The sequence below is a fragment of the Enterococcus sp. FDAARGOS_375 genome (genome assembly GCF_002393265.1).
Classification (GTDB): domain Bacteria; phylum Bacillota; class Bacilli; order Lactobacillales; family Enterococcaceae; genus Enterococcus_D; species Enterococcus_D innesii.
On record NZ_CP023515.1, the window covers coordinates 2,341,214 to 2,364,478 of the forward strand.

A 23,265-nucleotide genomic window follows, 5' to 3' on the forward strand; every position below is an offset into this window, starting at 1 on the left:
ATCATTAGTAAAGACAAAACACCTCATGATGATCAAACCCCCTCGTCAACGGAAGAGTTGACCCCTTGGCAAAAAGAAAATCTAAAATATTTGCAAGAAAAAGGCAATCAGCCAGCTTGGTCGTCATCCGCTTCTGATGAAACAGAAGACATGTCCCAAGCACATGAAGATGAGTTGACAGAAGAAACACTTTTTGAAGCAGAACAAGCGATAGAAGAAACAGACGATGAGAAAGAAGGAGTGACTGAGCCAGAAAAAAAAGCTCGCTCTTTCGCTGATCGGCTGCCTAATCTAAAGGCGTACCGTAATCAAGTATTGATTCGCCGCTTAGCGCTGATTATCGGTCTACTGATGATTCCTTTGTTGATTGTTTTGTATTTTGTTTCGCCGCTTAGTCGTTTGGCTAATGTGGTGGTCAAAGGCAATCAAGAAGTATCCGCAGAAGCGATTCTCGAAAATTCTGACCTAGCCGTCAATGAAGAGATGTGGCCGCAATTTTTTGAACGGAATCAGAGTGTGGCCGCAATCAAAAAAGAATTGCCGCGCATAAAAAATGCTTCCATTTCCCTATCTGGTATTAATCGTTTCGATATCACTGTTACTGAATTTCAAGAAGTGGCTTTATTAGCCAAAGACGGCGGCTATGCACCAGTTTTGGAAAATGGCGCTGTTTTGGAAGACATCAGTGAGCAGCCAGAGGAAGGATTGCCGGTTTTAGAAAATTTTTCGGCTGAAGATAAAATCAAAGCGACACTCAGTGCCTATCAAGAATTAAGTTCAGAAATTCGCGATGGCATTTCTCAAATCAAATACACCCCCCGTGACAGCAATGATGAGCTGTTGACTCTCTTTATGAATGATGGCAATCAAGTGATCGTCAACATCTCAAATATGGTGAGTCAAATGCAGTATTATCCGCAAATTGCCAAAGATTTGACCGAGGACAGTATTGTGGATATGGAAGTTGGGATCTTTACGTATCCTATTTCAAATACACAAGAAGACGATGCAGACGAAAATCAAACAGCTGATAGTGATTCTTAGGAAAAATTCAAGAGTTTTTTTCATTAACTTGTTTCTAAAAAGCGCCATTATATGGTAGAATTGGTAACAGTGAACAAATTATTCGAATGAACTCTAAAAACGGACTGTGATGGTTCGCTATATATCCAATTTAAGTAGGAGGGAACCCCATCCATGGCAAAAACGGGAATGTATGTTGGCCTTGATATCGGTACGACATCTGTAAAAGTTGTAGTAGCCGAATACGTTGACAGCCAAATGAATATCATTGGTGTAGGAAATGCAAAATCAGAAGGAATCAACCGTGGGATTATTGTAGATATCGATAAAACGGTACAAGCCATTCAAAGAGCAGTAAGACAAGCAGAAGAAAAAGCAGGAATTCAAATTCGCAGTGTAAGTGTTGGTGTACCAGCCAATCTTCTTGAAGTGGAAAATTGTCAAGGGATGATCGCGGTCAATAGTGAATCAAAAGAGATCACCGACGAGGACGTCCGCAATGTTGCTTCCGCAGCACTTGTACGTTCAACCCCTCCTGAAAGACAGATCATTGCTATTTTACCGCAAGAATTTACTGTGGATGGGTTTGAAGGGATCAAAGATCCTCGTGGCATGATCGGTGTTCGCTTAGAAATGTTTGGTGTGGTTTATACAGGACCAAAAACCATCATTCACAACATTCGAAAGTGTGTGGAAAAATCCGGACTGATCGTCAATGAAGTGGTCATTACGCCATTAGCATTGACAGAATCGATTTTATCTGATGGTGAAAAAGATTTTGGCACGATCGTTATCGATATCGGTGGCGGCCAAACAACGACAGCTGCGATGCACGACAAACAATTGAAATTTACTCATGTGAACCAAGAGGGCGGCGAATTTGTCACCAAAGACATTTCAACGGTTTTAAATACCTCTTTCAACAATGCAGAAGCATTGAAGATCAATTATGGGGATGCGTATCCTGAACGAACTTCAGCTAGCGAAGAGTTTCCGGTCGATGTGATTGGAAAATCAGAACCTGTGAAGATTGATGAACGCTATTTGTCAGAAATCATTGAAGCCCGTATGGAACAAATTTTCACTAAATCAAAAGAAGTCTTAGACGAAATTGATGGACTTGATTTACCAGGTGGCGTGATTTTAACTGGTGGCGCTGCAAGCCTGCCAGGTGTCGTAGATCTTGCTCAAGAAGTATTCGAAACAAACGTTAAGCTTTACGTTCCTAATCATATGGGACTTAGAAATCCTGTATTCACCAATGTAATCAGTATCGTTGACTATTCAGCAAACTTAAGCGAAGTCTATCAGCTTGCCAAAAGTGCGATCACCGGTGAAAAAACAGTCGCGCAACAGCCCGTTGCTATTCAACAACAAGAAGTACATTACGAACAATATGAAGCTCCAGAAGAAACTTATGAAGAAGTAGAAGAAGAGAAAAAAGGTGAGTCGATCACAAACCGAGTAAAAGATTTCTTCTCAAATATCTTTGAATAATCTAAAACGATTCTCAGGAGGAAGATAAACTATGGAATTTTCAATTGATAATAACATCAATGACGGCGCTGTGATCAAAGTCATCGGAGTCGGCGGCGGTGGCGGCAACGCAGTCAACCGTATGATCGAAGAAAATGTCAAAGGCGTAGAATTTATTGCGGCCAACACTGACGTTCAAGCATTAAAAAATTCAAAAGCAGAAACAGTGATTCAATTAGGCCCTAAATATACCCGTGGTCTTGGCGCTGGTTCTCAACCAGAAGTTGGTCAAAAAGCAGCAGAAGAAAGTGAAGATTCTATTCGTGAATCATTAGAAGGCGCGGACATGATTTTCATTACCGCTGGTATGGGTGGCGGAACCGGGACCGGTGCTGCACCGATCGTGGCTAAAATCGCCAAAGAAATCGGCGCATTGACAGTCGGTGTCGTTACTCGCCCATTTACTTTTGAAGGACCAAAACGCGGTCGTTTTGCGGCTGAAGGAATTGCTAAATTAAAAGAGAATGTCGATACACTATTGATCATCTCGAACAATCGCTTGTTAGAAGTTGTCGACAAGAAAACACCAATGCTTGAAGCATTCCGTGAAGCAGACAATGTCTTGCGTCAAGGGGTTCAAGGGATCTCAGACTTGATCACTGCTCCAGGCTACGTTAACTTGGACTTCGCTGATGTGAAAACAGTGATGGAAAATCAAGGCACCGCTTTAATGGGAATCGGTGTTGCTAGCGGCGAAGAACGTGTAATCGAAGCAACGAAAAAAGCAATCTCTTCACCATTACTAGAAACTTCGATCGATGGTGCCGAACAAGTACTATTGAACATCACCGGCGGATTGGATATGACTTTATTTGAAGCACAAGATGCTTCTGATATCGTCGCTCATGCAGCAACAGGTGATGTAAATATTATCTTAGGTACCTCAATCAACGAAGACCTAGGCGATGAAATCCGTGTGACTGTCATTGCAACTGGCATTGACCCTTCTAAAAAAGAACGTGGGTCTCGTTCTGGCAGACAAAGCCAAAGCCAAATTCATTCTATCCCACAAAAACCAACATTAGATATGGACCAAGCACGCCCTGCGCAAGCAGAGGAAAGCAACGGTTTCGGCGATTGGGATATCCGTAAAGAACAAAATGTACGACCTAAAGTAGAAGAAAATACATTTGAAAATGTAGAAAAGAAAGAATTCGACACCTTCAGCCGTGATGAAGTACGCTCGAATGATGACGACGAATTAAGCACACCACCATTTTTCCGTCGTAAACGCTAGGGGGCAGAGCACATGATTTCTGAGAACTTGCACAAGATCCAGCAAGAGATACAGGACTCCTGTGCTCTTGTTTCTAGAAACGCCAGTGAGGTCTGTTTGACAGCTGTAACAAAATCCGTCGATACAGAAACGACAAGAGAACTTCTAGAAAATGGTGTGCGGAATTGTGCTGAAAATCGAGTAGAAAAACTACTTGAAAAAAAAGCAGCATTAACGGATTTTCCAGATGTCCGTTGGCATTTTATTGGCAATTTGCAGCGTAGAAAGGTAAAATCAATTATAAACGAGATTGATTTTTTCCATGCGTTAGATTCAATCAAACTGGCACAAGAAATTCAAAAACGAGCAGAGCATCCGATCAACTGCTTTGTGGAAGTAAATGTTTCGCAGGAAGCAACGAAACAAGGGATTTTCGTAGAAGAGGTGATGGCTTTTATTGAAGCACTCGCTTCGTTCGATAAAATTCGTGTTGTTGGATTGATGACGATGGCCCCGCTCACTGCTTCCAAAGACGAGCAGCATCAGATTTTTAAAGAATTAAAAAGGATTCAACAACAAATCGCTGACCTGCATCTTACACATGCCCCTTGCTTAGAAACGAGTATGGGAATGAGTAATGACTTTCCCATTGCGATCCAAGAAGGCGCAACATTTATTCGTGTAGGAACAGCATTATTTCAATAAAAAAGGAGGTTGACCGATGTCGCTCAAAGAGAAACTGACCAATTTTTTTGGATTGACTGACGAAGAAGATTATTACGAAGAAACATATGCCACTGAAGAACCGGCACGAACAGCATCTAAACCGGCTGTGAACCAAGGAGGAGCTTTTACGGCCTCCAGAACATCCGCGAATACGTATGCATCTGGCCAAGCGGCAACCCGTACAACAAGTCAACCACAAAATCAAGCTTATCAATACAGACAGCAACCTCAAACTGCTGCTTATCAACAATCCTCAGCTGCGGCTGAACGAGTAAGATCGGTACCTAAGACGGAAGAAAAAGTCGTTCCGATGGCGCAACAAAGAACCAATACGAGAGTCAAAGATACAAAAGCAAAAGAAACTTCCTCGCAAGTGGCAGGAAAAATAACGATCGTAGAACCACGTGTTTACTCTGAAGCAATGGGGATTGCGAAGCAAGTCATCAATGGTGATGCTGTACTTGTTAATTTTCATTTAATTGAAGAGTACCAAGCTCGTCGAATAGTTGATTTTTTAACAGGAACAGTGTACGCTGAAGATGGTGATATCAAGCGCGTTGGCGATGAAATTTTTCTTTGCACGCCTAAGGGTATGGAAATTGAAGGCACTGCCCAAACATTAGCAGATACCAATTTTTTTGATATCTAAAGTGAGGAGGAACGCCAATTTTATTCTTGAGATTCGTTAAATTACTGAGTGATGCTGTTTATCTGTATACCATTTTATTAGTGATCTATGCACTTTTGTCTTGGTTTCCAGGAGGGTATCAATCCGCTTTTGGCCGTTTCTTGGCAAAAGTGTGTGAACCGTATTTGAGTTTATTTGATCGATTGAAATTAAGTTTTGCTGGTATCGATTTTACGATTGCATTTGCAATTATTGTCTTACAGCTAGCATCACAAGCATTGATATTGATCCTACAATCAATTTTATTTTAACGTAAGGGGTGGTTATCGGTGAACGCAAATGTCTATCAACATTTTCGAAACGATGAACGCCCTTTTATTGATTCCGCTCAAGGATGGATCGAACAAGTGCAAATGCAGTATGCGCCATACTTGACTGATTTCTTAGATCCAAGACAAGCGTATATCTTAGAAAGCTTGATTCGTCAATCAACGGATTTAAGCTTCCGTTTTTTTGGCGGATACGAAGCTGCTGAAAGACGACGCTGTTTAATTTATCCTGATTACTATGAGCCCACCACCGATGAGTTTGACATGACTTTATTTACGATTCAATACCCGAAAAAATTTACGGTTTTGAGTCATGGAAAAGTTTTGGGCACGTTAATGGGGACTGGAGTCAAGAGGGAATACTTTGGAGACATTCTTTCCGATGGTGAAATATGGCAAGTATTCGTTGCTACTGAAGTCAGTCATTTTATTCAACTACAAGTGGATAAAATCGGCAACGTATCGGTACGTTTGGAAGAAACGAAATATACCGATTTGATCGTGCCTAAAGATGGCTGGACCGAGGAAAGAGAAACGGTTAGTTCATTGCGTCTTGATACAGTGATCTCCGCCGTGTACAACATCTCTCGTCAGCGTTCGAAACAGTTGATCGAATCAGGAAAAGTAAAAGTAAACTGGACAGAAGCATTACGACCAGATTTTGTTCTGGATTTACTGGATATCGTTTCAGTAAGAGGATTTGGTCGGATTCAAATACAGGGGTTAGAAGGAACCACGAAAAAAGAAAAAGTTAGATTGTTATTAGGTGTATTACGTAAATAAATCAAAGAGGTGTATAGAATATGGCATTAACTCCATTAGACATTCAAAATAAAAACTTTTCAGTAAAAATGAGAGGCTACAATCAAGACGAAGTCGATGACTTCTTGGATATGATTGTTCGTGATTATGAAGAAGCTGTTCAACGCAATCGTGAGTTAGAGAAATCATTGAAACATGCAGAAGAAAAACTCGAATACTTCAATGAATTGAAAGACGCCTTGAACCAATCCATTATCGTGGCTCAAGATACGGCGGATAAAGTAAAAACAAGCGCAAGCAAAGAATCAGAAGTAATCGTTACTTCTGCCCAAAACCGTGCGGATGAGATGGTTGCTACTGCAGAAAAACATGCCCATGCCTTGATGACCTCAGCAGAAGAAAAAGCCAAAGAGATTTTGACAGATGCAACAAATAACGCACGTCAATTGGCGACAGAAACAAATGACTTGAAGAAGAAAACCAGAGTCTTCCATAACAACTTGTTAGTTATGTTGCAAACGCAATTAGAACAAGTGAAGAGTCCTGAATGGGAAGAAATTTTGGCGCCATTTTCAAGCTATGTACAAGATTCCCACCAAGTGATCAGAGAAGTTTTGTCAAAAGAACTTGACAGTGAAAATGGTTCTGGAGTAAACTCAGAAGCAGTGGAAACATTTGATGTGGACATTGTTGAATCAGATGAAAAAATCGTTGATGTAAGTGAAAGCCCTGAAGTGAAAACGTTAGATGATGCGAGAAACTTATTAGACGAGTTGAACAAAACAGATAACAACTAAGACACAGAACAGAAAAATTTCTTATATTTTTCAAGCGAGTTTGGGAGAGTGGAAGCCAAATAAAACCCTGTAAGAAATCAGATCATCTGTGAGTTGCGTTCTTGAAAGAGCTGACTTTTCAAAGACTCGAGTAGAGAACGACGCCTGATCCCGTTACCGATCATCAAAGAATTGTCAAATGACAATTAAATTTGGGTGGTACCACGAACACGTTCGTCCCTTGCCAGGGACGGACGTGTTTTTTGCTGTGAATCACTATGATTGGCTTGCGAAGCAAGACAGAATAGATGATGAACAGTACTAGGCGACTATAGGGAGCGTAGTAACCTTACTAGGAATCACAATGATTGGTCCGCAAAGCGGAACAGAGCAGACGCTAGCCAGCTGTTAACAATCAGTGAATCCTGAATGCTTTGAATTTATGGCAACCAATCCATTTGACAGGTTCAATAGAAGCAATCGGTTGATCGAGTCGATGGATTTTGAAACTATACCAAAACGTTGAGAGACGAAAAGGAGCGAAACAAGAATGAAAATGAAAGAAACACTGCATCTTGGAAAAACCGCTTTTCCAATGCGAGGCAACTTGCCGAACCGCGAAGTGGATTGGCAAAAAGAATGGGAAGAAAATCAATTGTATCAGCGTCGTCAAGAATTAAATGAAGGTAAGCCAACCTTTGTCTTACACGATGGCCCTCCCTACGCAAATGGAAATATCCATATCGGACACTCATTGAACAAAATCAGTAAAGACATCATCGTACGTTCCAAATCGATGTCAGGTTTCCGTTCCCCTTATGTACCTGGTTGGGATACTCATGGTTTACCGATCGAACAAGTACTGACCAATAAAGGGATCAAGCGCAAAGAAATGAGCTTGGCAGAATATCGCAAAAAATGTGAAGAATATGCTTTGACACAAGTGGATACACAAAGAGCTGATTTCAAACGTTTAGGCGTTTCTGGTGACTGGGATCATCCATATATCACATTGACACCAGATTATGAAGCAGCAGAAATCCGCGTGTTCGGAAAAATGGCAGAAAAAGGCTACATCTACAAAGGATTGAAACCAATTTACTGGTCACCATCTAGTGAATCATCATTAGCAGAAGCTGAGATCGAATACAAAGATGTGAAATCACCATCAATCTATGTGGCTTTTCCAGTCGCAGATGGCAAAGATTTGCTTGATTCAGATACAGCTTTTGTTATCTGGACGACGACACCATGGACCTTACCAGCGAACCTAGGAATCTCTGTGAATCCAACCTTTGCCTATGTTCAAATCTTGGCTGATGGTCGTAAATTCGTCGTGGCAAAAGATTTATTAGAAACCGTGACGAATGAGATCGGTTGGGAATCTGTCGAAGTATTACAAGAATTGGCTGGCGATCAATTGGAAAAAATGACGGCACAACATCCTTTTTATGATCGTACGTCTCTAGTAATGTTAGGGGACCATGTGACATTGGATGCCGGTACTGGTTTGGTCCACACTGCACCAGGACACGGGGAAGATGACTACATCGTCAGCAAAAAATATGGGTTGGATGTCTTATCACCAGTCGATAGTCGCGGGATCTTCACAGAAGAAGCGCCAGGATTTGAAGGGATCTTTTATGACAAAGCCAATCCAATGATCACTGAGCTTTTAGAAGAAAAAGGAGCCCTATTAAAACTAAACTTCTTTACTCACAGCTATCCACATGATTGGCGGACGAAAAAACCAGTCATCTATCGGGCAACGCCACAATGGTTTGCGTCTATTGATAAGTTCCGTCAAAATATTTTGGATGAGATCGAAAAAGTAGATTGGATCATTCCATGGGGCAAAACCCGTTTGTACAATATGATTCGCGACCGCGGCGACTGGGTGATCTCTCGTCAACGTGCGTGGGGCGTTCCGTTGCCAATCTTCTATGCAGAAAACGGCGAAGCCATCATTACGCCTGAAACGATTGAGCATGTGGCAAACTTATTTGCTGAACATGGTTCAACGATTTGGTTTGAAAAAGAAGCAGAAGAATTACTGCCAGCTGGCTTCACGCATCCAGGCTCACCAAACGGAAAATTCTCGAAAGAGACTGACATCATGGATGTTTGGTTTGATTCAGGTTCTTCTCACGAAGCGGTGTTACGTCAACGTCCAGAATTGACATTCCCAGCTGACATGTACTTGGAAGGTTCTGACCAATATCGTGGGTGGTTCAACTCAAGTATCACGACTAGTGTTGCGATCAACGAAGTCGCACCATATAAAGCCGTCTTGTCTCAAGGCTTCACCTTAGATGGCGAAGGTCGCAAGATGAGTAAATCTCTTGGTAATACCATTGCACCAGAAAAAGTGATCAATCAAATGGGTGCGGATATTTTGCGCCTTTGGGTCAGCAGTGTTGACTACGAAGCGGATGTCCGAGTGTCTATGGATATCTTGAATCAAGTGTCAGAAGTCTATCGGAAAATTCGCAATACCATGCGTTTCTTATTGGCTAATACGAATGATTTTGATCCAGAAAAAGACAGCGTACCATTTGAAAACTTGCGTTCTGTTGATAAATACATGATGGTTCGCTTGAATCAAACGATCAAAACGATTCGGGAAGATGGCTATGAAAAATATAACTTCTTGCATATTTACCGGACAGTCATCAACTTCTTGACAGTCGATATGTCATCCTTCTATTTGGATTTTGCAAAAGATGTCGTTTATATCGAAGCTGAAAATGATTTCCAACGTCGCGCCATGCAAACCGTCTTCTATCAAACAGCGGTTGCGTTGACGAAATTACTGACGCCGATCATTCCCCATACGGCAGAGGAAATCTGGTCACATTTGAAAGAAGAAGAGGAATATGTTCAATTAGCGGAGTTCCCTGGCTATGATACATTTGCTAACCAAGAAGAGCTGCTTGATTTATGGCGTGCTTTCCTTGATTTTCGTGACAATGTCTTAAAAGCATTGGAAGAAGCGCGTAATGCAAAACTGATTGGGAAATCGTTTGAAGCAAAAGTGACTGTCTATCCAACCGAACCGGTTGCGGCATTACTAAAAGCTATCGATTCAGATATTGCACAACTGCTGATCATTTCACCAGACTTCTTAACGATCAAAGAAGCAGGGGAAGCAGCACCAGAAGCGGCCTATCAATTCGAAGACGTGGCGATCTTAGTGGAAAAAGCCGAAGGTGAAGTGTGCGAACGTTGCCGCCAAGTCCGTGTAGATGTTGGTGTAGAAGAGCAACTGCCAACACTTTGCGGCCATTGTGCAGCCATCGTCAAAGAAAACTATCCCGAAGCAGTTGCAGAAGGCTTTGAAAAATAAAAGAATGAAAAAAGATGACCCCATTGCGGGTCATCTTTTTTTGAAATCAGTCAAGCTTGTTCCTTGAAAATGGGACATAAACAGCTGTTTGTGACATCCAAATGAGAAAATCTAACTTAATTGATAACGATTCTCATTTGTTTGCAATAATTTTCCGACAGTTTATTGTATAATAAAAAAACCTTATTAGACGAAGATTCCTGCCTGTGATTTACTAGTCACTATTTGTTCAATGGATTTAAGTAACCCTTGAAGGAAGAAATCAACGAGCACGGATCAAGTAAAAAAAACTTGCCAGATAGAAAAACAGATTGTAAACTGTTAAAAATCGGAATATTCAGAATATTGAAAGAAAGTGTGATTCCATGAGTGATTTAGAGATGATGAGGAAAACGAACCAAATGATGTACGATGCCGCTTTTGAAAAAGATGCTTGTGGGATGGGCTTTATTGCACAAAAAGATGGTCGCTATTCTCGAGAACTTGTGCAAAATGCCTTAACGATGTTAGAACGGATGAACCATCGAGGGGGAACTGGGGCAGAACCTGACACAGGAGACGGAGCTGGGATTTTGATGGCGATGCCTGATCCATTTTTTCAACAGCGAGCAAAAGAGGCCGAAATCCCATTGCCTGAAAAAGGCGCCTATGCTGTTGGGATGTTTTTTTTACCGAAAGAAAAGCTCCGAGCAGCACAGGTCCAAGAAGAAGTAACTAAAGACATTCAACAAATGGGTTTTACGGTTTTATGGCAACGAGATGTGCCTTATGATTATTATCAATGTGGGCCAGGGGCTCAAAAAGTCATGCCCTCATTTGTGCAAGTCTTTATTGAAAAACCTGTCGATGTAGCTGCAGGCCGTCCCTTTGAAGATCAGCTTTATCGGCTACGTCGTAAACTGGAAAAAACGTATCATACCGATGAGCTGTCTATCTGCAGCTTATCTAGTAAGACAGTTGTTTATAAAGGGATGCTGCATGCCTATCAAGTTGGCTTGTTTTTCAAAGATCTTCAAAGCCCAGAAATGACTTCCAGTATTGCTTTGACCCATTCTCGTTTTTCAACGAATACCTTTCCAAGCTGGAGTCGGGCGCAACCTTTTCGTTTCTTAGCTCATAATGGCGAAATCAACACCTTACGTGGGGCAGAAAATTGGATGCATGGACATCAGATCGAAGTCTACGATGACGAAAACTCCGATTCGGCGAAGCTGGAAAACTGTATGGAATACTTGTATCGTCAAGGTCGAGACATTCCCCAAGCACTGTTGATGATGGTGCCAGAAGCATGGTCCAAAGAAGCTGGCTTGACGCCAGAACTGACGGCTTTTAATGAATACAATGCAAGCTTTATGGCCCCTTGGGATGGACCAGCAGCTTTATGCTTTACCGATGGAGATCTGGTAGGAGCTGCACTCGATCGAAATGGGTTGCGGCCATCTCGCTACTCGATCACGAAAGCCGGGTTTGTAGTCGTGGCCTCTGAGTCAGGGGTTGTCGATCTGCCAGCGTCAGAAGTGATTGAAAAAGGGGTGCTCGGACCAGCAAATATGTTTTTAGTGGATACCAAAAAAGGGGTGATCTTACGCAATCAAGAAATCAAAGCGCATTATGCGAACGCCCATCCTTACCAAGAGTGGCTAGCGGATCACTTATTAACACCAGAGCTGCTTCCTGACGCAGAAAGACAGGAGGAAACGGCAGATGATGCGATCCAGACCCTTTGGAAACGAAATGGCTACACGGATGAGATCATTCGCACGTTGATTTTACCAATGGCTCAAACGGGAGAAGAACCAGTGATCTCCATGGGGTTTGATTCACCCTTAGCCATCTTAAGCGAACGTCCCCAATCTTTGTTTACGTACTTTAAACAACAATTTGCTCAAGTGACCAATCCGCCAATCGATGCGATTCGTGAAAAATTGGTAATTGGTACCGAACTGTTTTTAGGTCGAGATGGTGATGTTTCAAAGGACATTCGAATCAATTGCAATAAGCTGAAGATTGCTAGTCCTGTGTTAAAAACGAGTGAATATGAAAAAATCAAACAGTTAGATCAAAATGGTCAAAAAGCAGTTTTACAGTCGATTCTCTATGATTATGTACCAGAAAATGGAGCAGCATTGCAGCAAGCGTTAGAAGCGCTTTTTAAAGAAACGGAACAAAAAATTGATTCTGGGGCAACGATCGTCATTTTAAGTGATCGGGAAGTCATTCAGCCGCAAGAAGGAAAAGTGGCGATTCCGATCCTTTTGGCAGTATCAGGCCTGCACAATTACTTGGTGCGAAAAGGCAAACGTTCCTTGGCATCGATCGTTGCGGATACTGCGGAAGTCTGTGAGGTCCATCATTATGCCATGTTAGTCGGCTACGGAGCAAGTGGGGTCCACCCTTATGGGGCTTACCAGACATTGGCCCACTTTGAGCTTTCAGAGAAGATTGAAAGTTACCGCAAAGCTTGTGAGAAAGGTATTGTCAAAATTATGTCACGGATGGGGATTTCAACGATCGCCGGTTACCATGGGGCGCAATTGTTTGAAGCTGTTGGTATCTCTGAGAAAGTCATCTCCGAATACTTTACCGGCACGGTTACTCGTATCGGTGGACTTTCATTAGCACAAATCGAGCAAGAATACTTAACGCGTTATGAAGCGGCGTATGGCGAGAAACGCGTGGATTATCTTGATTCGGGTGGTAGTTTCCAATACAAAGCTGACGGGGAACATCATCTGTTCAATCCAAAAACGATTTATGGATTTCAAAAAGCTGTTCGTACCGGCAGCTATGCGCTTTATAAAGAATATGCGGCGGAGATGAACCAAGACGCGTTAGAGAATCCAACGACCCTCCGTTCTATGTGGACTTTTGCGAACACAAGACGCAGTATTCCATTAGCTGAGGTGGAACCAGTTGAAACGATCGTCAAACGATTTAAAGTCGGTGCGATGTCTTACGGCTCTCTAAGTGAAGAGGCGCATCGCTGTATTGCTGAAGGAATGAATGCGATCGGGGCAAAATCCAACAGTGGAGAAGGTGGAGAAAACCGAAATCGTTTCAAACCAGTGAATGGCATTAATTATAATAGTCGCATCAAACAAGTAGCTTCTGGCCGTTTTGGTGTCAATGCCGAATATTTAATGAGTGCGGACGAACTCCAGATCAAAATGGCGCAAGGGGCGAAACCTGGAGAAGGCGGTCAATTACCAGGCAATAAAGTCTTCCCGTGGGTCGCCGAGATTCGTGGCTCAACACCTGGGGTCCGATTGATTTCACCGCCACCACATCACGACATTTATTCGATTGAAGATCTAGCCCAGCTGATCTATGACTTAAAAGCCATCAATCCGTATGCACGGATCAATGTCAAATTGGTTTCTAGTACGGGCGTGGGTACGATCGCTACCGGTGTCGTCAAAGCCGGCGCAGACGTAGTCGTGATCTCAGGCTATGACGGTGGGACCGGTGCTTCTCCGAGAAATTCGATTCGTGATGCTGGCTTGCCTTGGGAGATGGGGCTTGCAGAAGCCCATCAAACGTTAGCTATGAATCATTTGCGGCAGCGAATGACCTTAGAGACAGATGGAAAATTAATGACGGGTCGAGACATCGCCATTGCTGCTCTTTTAGGAGCAGAAGAATATAGCTTTGCCTCTTTAGCGCTAGTTGCGGTTGGTTGTGTCATGATGCGGGTTTGCAGTATCAATACATGTCCTGTCGGCATTGCTACGCAAAATCCAGCGTTGCGCAAATTTTTCGCAGGGAAACCTGAGCACATCATCAATACGATGTACTTTTTAGCAGAAGATTTACGGGAAACAATGGCCGAGCTAGGGTTTCGCACGATTGATGAGATGGTAGGACACGCGGAAGTGTTGACACCACGCTTCGTTGCCAAGGGCAAAGCAAAGTCGTTAGACTTTTCTAGAATGATTGGGACGACGATCCCAATCGAGCGCAAAGTGACCGACCCATTCCTTGAAAAACGACAATGGCCAGAATTAGACGCTTTTGCCCAAGTAGCTATCGACAATAATCAAGAAATCGTTATGAATCATACGATCAATAATGTTCAACGTTCAGTCGGCGCTCGTTTAGGGGGCTGGATCGCAGAACGCTTTGGCAATTACGAAGTAACACCAGGTTTGTTGCAGTTTACGTACCGCGGCATTGCTGGACAAAGTTTTGGGGCGTTTGCCACCCAGGGCATCCAGTTGAAACTGATTGGCGAGGCCAACGATTATGTAGCCAAAGGACTGAGTGGTGCCCGTTTGATCATTGTGCCGCCTGAAGATGCCGCTTATGACGCAGAGCATTCACCGATTGTCGGTAACGTTGCTTGTTTTGGGGCGAATCGGGGTGAAGGCTATTTCCGCGGCATTGCTGGCGAACGCTTTTGCGTCCGTAATAGTGGAGCCAAAGTCGTTGTAGAAGGTGTTGGGGACCATGGCTGTGAGTACATGACTGGCGGCGTCGTGGTGATTTTAGGAAAAACCGGCCGCAACTTCGGTGCCGGAATGTCCGGTGGCGTGGCATACGTCTATGACCCTGATCAAACTTTTGCAGAAAAATGCAATCGGGAAATGGTTGATTTGTACCGGATTGGCGAAAGTGGCGATGACCATCAGCTGAAGGAGATGATCCAGCAGCATTTTGCCTATACAGATTCATTGAAGGCGGCTGAGATCCTAGAAGATTGGGAAAATCAGCAGCAACATTTCATCAAAGTCTATCCGACAGAGTACCATCAGATGATCCAAGCAACGGAGACTTTGGCTGAGCAAGGATTTATCGGGGAGGAACTTGTGACGAAAGCTTTCGAAGCCGTCGTCGGTCCACAATTGACTATTCCAGGAAAGGAGCGCGACTAATATGGCAGATCCATTTGGTTTTTTAAAGTACCCAAGAGTAGAAAATCCTACCCGACCGGTTTCAGAACGTATCCAAGACTGGCAAGAATTACAGACGCCGTTGCCTGAAAATGAGCGTCAAGAGCAAGCGGCGCGCTGTATGAATTGTGGCATTCCTTTTTGTCATACAGGTTCTTTTTACGGCGGTCAACGGGCGGTTTCAGGTTGTCCCAATGACAACCTGATTCCTGAATGGAATGATCTGGTTTATCAAGGGCGTTTCCAAGCCGCCTTTGAGCGTTTAGCCAAAACCAATCCACTACCAGAAATGACAGGGCGTGTCTGTCCTGCTCCATGTGAAAAAGGCTGTACCGAGGCACTGAATGGATCAGGTGTCACGATCCATGACAATGAACGTTTTATTATCGATACTGCTTTTGAAAACGATTGGGTCAAAGCTTCCGGGTTGCCTCAAGAAGCGACTGGTTTCAAGGTGGCGATCGTTGGTAGTGGACCGGCTGGTTTATCCGCTGCTTGGCGATTGAATCAACTAGGGCATCAAGTGACGGTCTATGAACGCAGTGATCGCTTTGGCGGTTTACTGATGTACGGTATTCCAAATATGAAATTAGATAAAGACGTCGTTCAGCGACGGATTGACTTGATGGCAGAGCTAGGGGTAACCTTTGTCGCTAATACGGAGATCGGTCGTGACTTGTCAGCAGAAGAATTGGCCGCTCAGTATGATCGGGTCATTTTGGCGACAGGTGCCAGCGTTCCTCGTGACTTGAAAATTCCTGGTCGTGAATTGACTGGGGTCCAATTCGCAGTCGATTATTTGACGGAAGCAACCAAAGATGTATTAAAGCATGGCAAAGCGGCAACCAGTAAAAAACTTGCTGGCAAGCACGTCGTCGTGATTGGCGGCGGCGACACTGGAAATGATTGTATTGGCTCAGCGATTCGGCAAGGAGCCGCTTCTGTGCGCCAATTGGAGATCACGCCCCAACTGCCATTGACACGTACCGACAGCAACCCTTGGCCTGAATACCCAATGACAGCCCGCACAGGCTATGGGCAAGAAGAAGCGGCTGAAGTGCTGCAAACACAAGTGACGTATCATGGGGTGTCCACAACGGCCTTTATCGGCGCCGAACGTGGCCAGTTGATTGCTATTGAAACGGTCTCTGTGGATCAACAGTTTCAGCCGATCCCTGGTACAGAGCAAGTGATCAAGGCGGATTTAGTCTTGTTGGCAATGGGCTTTATTGGCGCAGAGACCCAACTCTTTGATGCCTTTGGTGTGCGAGAAGTTTATGATGATTATACGACAAATAATGAACGGGTCTTAGTGGCAGGCGATGCTAAAAGAGGACCAAGCTTAGTGATCTGGGGGATTCGTGAAGGACGCCTAGCGGCAGAAAAAGTCGACCAAGCGTTACGATCATTGGTGTATCAATAAGCAATCAAAAAAAATCAACCTGAGCAGCTCGTCCTCCTTCTAAATCAGAAGGGGAGCAGTGAAATGCTCAGGTTGTTTGCATGTTAGGAAGTTGGCTCAGATGGATGGGGCTTTGATCGCTGTTCATTTTTTTCCATTGCTGCCTTTGGTAGGCGAATCGAAAAGACGATGGTTTCGTCACGGCTTTCCGCCCAGATTTTTCCACCTAATGCTTCAACGATTTCTTTGGCGATCGGCAGCCCCAGACCGGTTCCACCAGTCGCAGTCGCTCGTGAAGCGTCCATCCGATAAAAAGGCTCAAAAATCAAGCCAATCTTTTCAGCAGGGATCGTTTTCCCATGATTGGTCAATCGAATCAAGATAACATCAGAGGCACTGATGGCTAAATGCAAGGGGGAATCGGCATAACTATAGTTGATGGCATTGTGGATCAAGTTATCAAAAACGCGTTCCATTTTCTCCGTATCAACGGTCGCAAAGACTTTTTTCTGTAGCTGCAGTTGCCAATGAAGGTTCTTTTCTTCTAACAGCGGTAAAAATTCGAACGTCAACTGTTCCAGCATTAAACTAAGATCCGTGGTTTCGGTCTGTAAGGCGATCGTTGTAAGATTAAAACGGGTGATTTCGAAAAACTCGCTGATCAATAATTCTAGCCGCTGGGCTTTTTGCAAGGCGATCTTGGTATAGCGTGCCCGTAGTTCGGTAGAAAGCTGTGGTTCCTCTTCTAACAGCGTCAAGTAGCCGATCACACTGGTCAAAGGTGTGCGTAAATCATGTGCGAGATAGACGATCAAATCATTTTTCCGCTGCTCTGCTTCTTTGGCTGCTCGTTGATCTTGGAGATTTTTTTCCCGTAACTGGTTCATTTCTTCTTGCACATCGTTCAGATTGCTGGAGAGAATGATTCGCTTCGTGGGTTCGGCAATCAATTGATTCGTGGCTTGGATCGTTTCATTCAAATAGCTGATGGCTTTACTCATATAATAAATCGTTGTACTTGCCCAGATCAGCAAGGCACCGATGGCTAGACAGACGAGCCAATAATCAGCAAAAAGCCGTAATATTTGATAAATGGGTTCATAGCCGTACCAAACCCTCAATCCTGCTACAAAGCGAACAGTTAAAGGGATCAGAATCAAGAGGAGCATTAAAACACCTGTGGTGATAAAATATTGAGTCAAAAGTTTCCGAATCAATGGACTTCTATTTTTCAATGATATAGCCGACCCCCCATACAGTTTTGATTAATTTCGGTTTGCGTGGTTGTTCGTTTAGCTTTTCCCGCAGACGGGCAATATGTGCCATCACTGTGTTATTGTTGTCTAAATATTTTTCTTTCCAGACTGCTTCAAAAAGGGTTTCTGAGGCAACGACCGATCCTTGGTGTTCAAATAAGTAAAGCAAGATTTTAAATTCGATGGGGGTCAAAAAAACCTCTTTGCCATAAAGAAAACATTGGTGGCTGTTGATTTTCAACAGTAAGCCTTCCTTTTCGTATTCTTCAATCTTCTGCGGAACAGCTGACTGATTGTATCGTTGGTATCGCCGTAGTTGCGTTTTGACCCGAGCAACAACTTCTAATGGATTGAAAGGTTTGGTCACATAATCATCTGCACCTAGACTTAGACCGGTAATTTTATCCAAATCTTCCCCTTTGGCAGTGAGCATCAGTACTGGAAAAAAATGGGTTTTGCGAATGGTCTGTAACAGCTGAAAGCCGTCGATATCCGGCAGCATCACATCTAAAACTGCCACATCGACTGTTTCTTTTTCGAGATAAGCCAAAGCACTCGTTCCATCATAAAAAGGTTCCACTTGGAAGCCTTCATTTCTTAGAAACGTCGTGACTAACTCGGCGATTTCTTTTTCATCATCAACAACGATTATTTTTTCTGCCATCCTTGATTCACTCCAACTATCTACGATCATTTTTTCATTTACATTACCATTTACTCTACCCACATCATACCGTAATCCGTAAGCGAATGCATTCGTTTTCTACTTTGAACTAGAGGTGATACGGGAACCTAGGCGGCTGATCAATTCATTGGTAATGGTTTGTGCTTGATCAGCTGTAGTCGTCCAATCGCTGATTACTTCGAGCGAACTTTCGACCGCCAGTTCTGGATAGTCCGTTAAATCGATCAAGAGCATGTCCATACAAACCAACCCAATCTGCGGGAGTAAAACCCCTTGATAAGACAATTGGAATCCTTGATTTGATAGGGCACGGGGGACCCCGTCGCAGTAGCCGATACTAACGATCCCGATCGTGGCTGGTCGATCAAAAACAGTGCCTAGTCCATAGCCGATCGCTTCTCCGGCTGCGACTGTTTTTTTGTCTACCAGTAGAGCCTTGAGAGTCAAAATCGGTTGTACATTTATCTTCTGTTTTGTTGGTTCATTCGGGACACTTAGTGAACCAGTTAAAAGAATACCTGGGCGCACATAATCATACTGTTTCTCTGGATAATTCAATATTCCGTAACTGCTTTGCAGATGTGTCAGTCCATAGGCAATATTTCTAGCGGATAAGCCAGCCAATAGATCATCAAAACAAGTGATTTGGGCTTGTGTCCGTAAGATACTTGCCGTATCTAGCTGATCTGAAGAGCCAAGATGGGAAAAAATGCCTGTGATCTTGAGGCATGGCAAGGCGTAAAGCCTTCTAACTGTTTCAAGGTCAGGGGCAACGCCTAGGCGATGCATGCCGGTATCTACCGCTAAATGGCATTCGATTGGAAGGCCTGATCGGGCTAACGCTTGTCCATGCGCTTCACTGACGATAGTTTGAATTAAGGAATATCGGTTCAGCTCTTTGACACGTTGGGCAGAAGTGTACCCTAAAATCAGTAAGCGACTTTTAATGCCAGCTCGCCGTAATTCGATGGCTTCTTCTATGGTGGCAACAGCAAAAAAATCGACGCCTACTCTTTCCAAGGTACGAGCGACCAATTGCGCATCGCAACCATAGGCATCTGCTTTAACGACCGCCATCACTTTTGTTGTGGCTGGAATCACTCGTTTGATTTCCTGCAAGTTGTGCAACAGGGCGGGGGCTGAGAATTCTTTGGCTGCCCGCTGCAAGTGGGGCGGCGTTTTTTTCGGAAACGGCAATAGCTTTTGCAAAGTAAAGAGACCATAAACCACACCAATGGTCAATCCTAAGACCACGAAGTAATTGATTAGATTGTTTTGAAGCAAGGGCAGTTTCTGACTAAGAAAATGGGTTACTGCAATGGTATAAGGATGGAGCAAATAGAGCCAAAGGGACAGACGACCCGCTTGTTTCCAGATCATGGGTGCTTGCCATTGCTGAATGATCGGAAATAAAAACAAGAGAACGAAGGGCAAAAAGATATACATGCTGTCATGTTTCGGCGTGGTAAAGTGATGCAAGAGATAACTTTCCAAAAGCAAGCAAATCAGACTAATCATTAGATAACTATAGCGATGGGGCGAAGCAGATTTTTGGGCAAATCTTCTGGCTAGTACCCCTAAGAGCAAAAACAAGGGAGCAAAGAAAATACCGTTGCGAGTTCCAGCCAATAGTTGGAAAATCAGTGAATAGAATGACGCGAGGGGTGTTTGGGCAGCCAGTCCAGACCAACTGTCCCCACCTAAACCAATCACGTATAAACCGATAGCCATGAAAAAGACTTGTTTAAAAGAAAAGCGCACCAAGAGTCCCATCACTAAAAGACTGCCGGTAATGATCGCAGGAAAATACCATAGATGATAAAGGATGCCATTGACTAGCAAAGTTTGAATAAAAGTGCCTAGGGGCATGTTCAATCCTAACATGCCGCTGTACCAAGCAAGCGGCAAAAAGAGCAGTGTGGCTATGAGATAGACTTGCAGCTGCTTTTTAATAAAATGCCAGACACGCTGTCTGGCAGGATAGCTGTTTTGGGTGGCCAAGTCGCTGAACACGTAATATCCGCTGATCATAAAAAAGAAGGGGACGGCGATTCTGAAAAGAGTCAATGTGATCAGGATATCACCATCGGGCCACAATCGATGAAGGGGTAGACAGTGGATCGCCACCACCATCATCGCTAATAGCACTCGAAACTGCTCGATTCCCTGATTCTTCTTCATGCGAACTGCCTCGTGGTCTGTTCAAGATACTGATGGTATTCTTCCAAGGTCCACTGTTGATTGGCCATGATTTGACTATGAGGCAAACCGACATAACGAAAATGCCATGGTTCGTAACCAATCCCTGTAATTTCTTGTTTGTCTGCGGGGTAGCGTAAAATAAATCCGTAGTTCATCATTTCCTGGGTAAATAAATCAGCGGCTGCGCTGTCACGAAACCGTGGACAGATCAAATCATCTTGGCTACCCTTTAATCCAACATCGATCGCTAAGCCTAACTGATGCTCGCTACAGCCGGGCAACGCCACAAATTGTTTCGTATAGGATAATCCATTTTCTTTTAAGGAATATTCCCATAAATGCCGTTGCTGCTTTTCGGTTCGATAGCCATCTAATAAGCAGATCTCGTCTTCAAGTTTTAAGGCTTTGACGAGGCGTTCCCATTGTTTGGCTGCTTCTGGCTGCAAGTAAACCTCGTCTTCACTAAAGGCAGCAAGGACCAAATAAGGCGGTTCTTGTTTTTTTTCTAATGGAAACTCTTTGCTAACTAACTGTAGATAGGGATTCATTTGACTTCCTCCTTTGCTAAGACAAGCAGTTTTTGTAGTAGTTCTTGATAGGATAAGCCGACCGCTGCCATCATGGCAGGATAGCGGGAGTGACTCGTAAAGCCCGGCATAGTATTGATTTCATTCAAGTATAGTTCTCCTTGATCCGTGACAAAAAAGTCGATGCGAGCAAGACCTTTAAGACCAAGACTACGATAGAGCAACTGAGCTTGTTCTTTGACCTTGGTTTCAATCGTTTCAGGCAATGGCGCAGGAACGGTGATCTTGGCGCTGATCAGCTGGTACTTTTCTTCAAAATCGAAAAAGCCGTCTACTAATGAAATAGCGTCACAAGCACCGACAGTCAAAGAGTCGTTACCCAAAATACCGCAACCGATCTCAACACCGGCAATATTTTTTTGTAGGAGCACTGCGGAACAATAAGCGAAGGCTTCCTTCAAGGCAGGAGCGATTTCTTCAACACAAGTTACTTTTGTGATCCCTTTTGAGGAGCCCGCTTCATTAGGCTTAAAGAAAACTGGAAAGCCATGGGTCTGGATGAAGGCTTCGATTTGTTGCTGTTGGTTGTCTTGATTTGTCAAGAGAATCGTAGGGGCGCTTTGTACGCCAATGGTTGCTGCAGCTTGATGCAGCAACCATTTGTTCATACATAAGGCAGAGGCTGCCACCCCACAGCCTACATAAGGCAGCTTCATCAATTCAAACAATCCTTGGATACTGCCATCTTCCCCGTATTTACCATGCATAATGGGAAATAAAACATCAGGTACCAACGTTTGCTGCGCTTCACTTAGCCAAAAGCCGTTTCCTTCGAATAGCGGCTGGATTTTCTGTGTATGTTTCCTATCCAACAACCACGTGTCTTGTCGGATGTTTTCCAGTTCTCCTGTATACAAATACCAATCCATAGCATCAGGGGCGATCCCGATCAGAGAGAGGTCATAGTCATAGGGAGATGATTGGAGTGCTTCGATTGCGCTAGTTGCTGAGGCTAAAGAAACGGTGTATTCCGGTGAATTGCCTCCAAAAATAATGGCGATTTTTTTCATGTTTTTCTTCCTTCCACTTTTCGATTCTTGCTACATTCAGTCTATCAAGGAAAGAAAAAAGAAATTTACGGGCTTACTGGTATCTTTCTTTTCTTTTTGTGATGAAATTCTGACGAATTTATGACAAAAGGAAGGCGACAGCTGCCGCTCTTATTACACCAGAAAGAAACTAGCCTTTGAAGTAGAAAAAGCTGCCATATGATGGAGTGGAGAAAATAGTGAAAGGAGAGCACTCTTAAGGAAAAGGGAGACAATAGCAGGTTTGTTGACACAAAAAAAGCACGCCGAAGCATGCTTTTTGCTTTTGAAGATGGCTTTTCGCTTATTATACGATTCGCTTATTGTGCGTAATGCGCACGAGGACCACCAATATATTTGGGCCGTGATCCCAGAGCTGTGACATGGGCAGCGCCGAGGGTCTTAATAGAGGGACGGATCGGGATTTGTACATGTTTGACATGCATGCCGATCGCTGTGTCACCAATATCGATGCCAGCTTTTGCCACTATGTGCTCCACTTCAATAGGCTCATCGAACAGCTGGAAAGCCGCGACTGAGCAAGCACCGCCTGCATGCAGCTGGGGCACTACAGCGACTTCTTCTAAGTGATAGAGCTGAGCCGTTTTACGCTCAACGGCTAAAGCCCGATTGAGGTGTTCACAGCCTTGAACGGCTAAATGAATATTTTTAGGACGCAAGATCGCTCGCAGTGTTTCGACGATGATCATGCCTACTTCTTGACTGGAATTTTTGCCAATCAAGCCGCCCACGACTTCACTTGTTGAACAGCCAAGGACAAAAAGATCGTTTTCACCAACGTTCGCTGTCGTAATGACTTCTTCAACGATCGTAGTTAAATCCGTTTTTAATTGATTGATATCTGTCATAAGAA

General features: G+C 43.7%; 17 protein-coding genes and 1 other annotated feature. Of the genes, 11 read left to right on the forward strand and 6 right to left on the reverse strand.

Annotated elements, in window-relative coordinates; genetic code table 11:
- Positions 1–57 precede the first annotated feature (57 nt).
- The 11 genes from CO692_RS12395 (at position 58) to CO692_RS12445 (ending at position 16,654) form a co-directional block, all read left to right on the forward strand.
- Positions 58–1,044, forward strand: coding sequence for a cell division protein FtsQ/DivIB (locus tag CO692_RS12395; protein WP_096742360.1), 987 nt, complete (start codon positions 58–60; stop codon positions 1,042–1,044).
- Positions 1,045–1,197: 153 nt separating this feature from the next.
- Entirely contained in the window at positions 1,198–2,520 is a 1,323-nt protein-coding gene (gene ftsA, locus CO692_RS12400; protein WP_081118410.1) for a cell division protein FtsA, read from the forward strand.
- A gap of 31 nt (positions 2,521–2,551) precedes the next feature.
- On the forward strand, positions 2,552–3,796 hold the full coding sequence (gene ftsZ, locus CO692_RS12405; RefSeq protein WP_077453526.1) for a cell division protein FtsZ: 1,245 nt from the start codon (positions 2,552–2,554) through the stop codon (positions 3,794–3,796).
- 12 nt (positions 3,797–3,808) lie between these two features.
- On the forward strand, positions 3,809–4,480 hold the full coding sequence (locus CO692_RS12410) for a YggS family pyridoxal phosphate-dependent enzyme (RefSeq protein ID WP_077453525.1): 672 nt from the start codon (positions 3,809–3,811) through the stop codon (positions 4,478–4,480).
- A 16-nt stretch (positions 4,481–4,496) separates the two neighbouring features.
- Positions 4,497–5,150: a cell division protein SepF gene (locus CO692_RS12415; protein ID WP_077453524.1), complete on the forward strand. Its 654-nt coding sequence runs from the start codon at positions 4,497–4,499 to the stop codon at positions 5,148–5,150.
- A gap of 26 nt (positions 5,151–5,176) precedes the next feature.
- Positions 5,177–5,440, forward strand: coding sequence for a YggT family protein (locus CO692_RS12420; RefSeq protein WP_005228822.1), 264 nt, complete (start codon positions 5,177–5,179; stop codon positions 5,438–5,440).
- A gap of 18 nt (positions 5,441–5,458) precedes the next feature.
- Positions 5,459–6,241 (forward strand): RNA-binding protein, encoded by a 783-nt coding sequence (locus CO692_RS12425; RefSeq protein ID WP_016613826.1) that lies wholly within the window; start codon positions 5,459–5,461, stop codon positions 6,239–6,241.
- A gap of 20 nt (positions 6,242–6,261) precedes the next feature.
- Positions 6,262–7,017 carry a DivIVA domain-containing protein gene (locus CO692_RS12430; protein ID WP_077453523.1) on the forward strand — a complete coding sequence of 252 codons (756 nt, stop codon included), beginning with the start codon at positions 6,262–6,264 and terminating at the stop codon, positions 7,015–7,017.
- Positions 7,013–7,241, forward strand: a binding site (T-box leader). (Overlaps the previous gene by 5 nt.)
- Positions 7,242–7,546: 305 nt before the next feature.
- Positions 7,547–10,342 (forward strand): isoleucine--tRNA ligase, encoded by a 2,796-nt coding sequence (gene ileS / locus CO692_RS12435; protein ID WP_096742361.1) that lies wholly within the window; start codon positions 7,547–7,549, stop codon positions 10,340–10,342.
- Between the two features lie 365 nt (positions 10,343–10,707).
- Positions 10,708–15,213: a glutamate synthase large subunit gene (gene gltB, locus CO692_RS12440; protein WP_096742362.1), complete on the forward strand. Its 4,506-nt coding sequence runs from the start codon at positions 10,708–10,710 to the stop codon at positions 15,211–15,213.
- 1 nt (position 15,214) lies between these two features.
- Positions 15,215–16,654 (forward strand): glutamate synthase subunit beta, encoded by a 1,440-nt coding sequence (locus CO692_RS12445; protein ID WP_081118413.1) that lies wholly within the window; start codon positions 15,215–15,217, stop codon positions 16,652–16,654.
- A gap of 83 nt (positions 16,655–16,737) precedes the next feature.
- Here CO692_RS12445 and vanS read toward each other — a convergent pair whose 3' ends face one another.
- From vanS to CO692_RS12475, 6 genes are all read right to left on the reverse strand, one after another.
- Entirely contained in the window at positions 16,738–17,868 is a 1,131-nt protein-coding gene (gene vanS / locus CO692_RS12450) for a vancomycin resistance histidine kinase VanS (protein WP_312779473.1), read from the reverse strand.
- The gene (gene vanR-C / locus CO692_RS12455) at positions 17,858–18,553 is read right to left on the reverse strand and encodes a vancomycin resistance response regulator transcription factor VanR-C (RefSeq protein WP_034872470.1); all 696 of its coding nucleotides are present in this window, start codon (positions 18,551–18,553) and stop codon (positions 17,858–17,860) included. The genes vanS and vanR-C overlap by 11 nt, the downstream gene beginning before the upstream one ends.
- Before the next feature lie 99 nt (positions 18,554–18,652).
- Positions 18,653–20,755, reverse strand: a complete 2,103-nt coding sequence (vanT, locus tag CO692_RS12460) for a membrane-bound serine racemase VanT (RefSeq protein ID WP_086293088.1) — start codon at positions 20,753–20,755, stop codon at positions 18,653–18,655.
- Positions 20,752–21,324: a D,D-carboxypeptidase/D,D-dipeptidase VanXY gene (vanXY, locus tag CO692_RS12465; protein WP_096742363.1), complete on the reverse strand. Its 573-nt coding sequence runs from the start codon at positions 21,322–21,324 to the stop codon at positions 20,752–20,754. Before vanXY ends, vanT begins: the two co-directional genes overlap by 4 nt.
- On the reverse strand, positions 21,321–22,373 hold the full coding sequence (vanC, locus tag CO692_RS12470) for a D-alanine--D-serine ligase VanC (protein ID WP_086293084.1): 1,053 nt from the start codon (positions 22,371–22,373) through the stop codon (positions 21,321–21,323). Before vanC ends, vanXY begins: the two co-directional genes overlap by 4 nt.
- A gap of 338 nt (positions 22,374–22,711) precedes the next feature.
- A complete protein-coding gene (locus CO692_RS12475) occupies positions 22,712–23,260 on the reverse strand; it encodes a TIGR01440 family protein (RefSeq protein WP_077453516.1) in 549 nt (182 codons plus the stop codon).
- Positions 23,261–23,265 lie beyond the last annotated feature (5 nt).

Bases quoted from the DNA above. Each gene is read 5' to 3' on its own strand.
- ftsA (WP_081118410.1), top strand. From the start codon at position 1,198: ATGGCAAAAACGGGAATGTATGTTGGCCTTGATATCGGTACGACATCT.
- ftsZ (WP_077453526.1), top strand. From the start codon at position 2,552: ATGGAATTTTCAATTGATAATAACATCAATGACGGCGCTGTGATCAAA.
- CO692_RS12410 (WP_077453525.1), top strand. From the start codon at position 3,809: ATGATTTCTGAGAACTTGCACAAGATCCAGCAAGAGATACAGGACTCC.
- CO692_RS12415 (WP_077453524.1), top strand. From the start codon at position 4,497: ATGTCGCTCAAAGAGAAACTGACCAATTTTTTTGGATTGACTGACGAA.
- CO692_RS12430 (WP_077453523.1), top strand. From the start codon at position 6,262: ATGGCATTAACTCCATTAGACATTCAAAATAAAAACTTTTCAGTAAAA.
- ileS (WP_096742361.1), top strand. From the start codon at position 7,547: ATGAAAATGAAAGAAACACTGCATCTTGGAAAAACCGCTTTTCCAATG.
- gltB (WP_096742362.1), top strand. From the start codon at position 10,708: ATGAGTGATTTAGAGATGATGAGGAAAACGAACCAAATGATGTACGAT.
- CO692_RS12445 (WP_081118413.1), top strand. From the start codon at position 15,215: ATGGCAGATCCATTTGGTTTTTTAAAGTACCCAAGAGTAGAAAATCCT.
- vanR-C (WP_034872470.1), bottom strand. From the start codon at position 18,553: ATGGCAGAAAAAATAATCGTTGTTGATGATGAAAAAGAAATCGCCGAG.
- vanT (WP_086293088.1), bottom strand. From the start codon at position 20,755: ATGAAGAAGAATCAGGGAATCGAGCAGTTTCGAGTGCTATTAGCGATG.
- vanXY (WP_096742363.1), bottom strand. From the start codon at position 21,324: ATGAATCCCTATCTACAGTTAGTTAGCAAAGAGTTTCCATTAGAAAAA.
- vanC (WP_086293084.1), bottom strand. From the start codon at position 22,373: ATGAAAAAAATCGCCATTATTTTTGGAGGCAATTCACCGGAATACACC.
- CO692_RS12475 (WP_077453516.1), bottom strand. From the start codon at position 23,260: ATGACAGATATCAATCAATTAAAAACGGATTTAACTACGATCGTTGAA.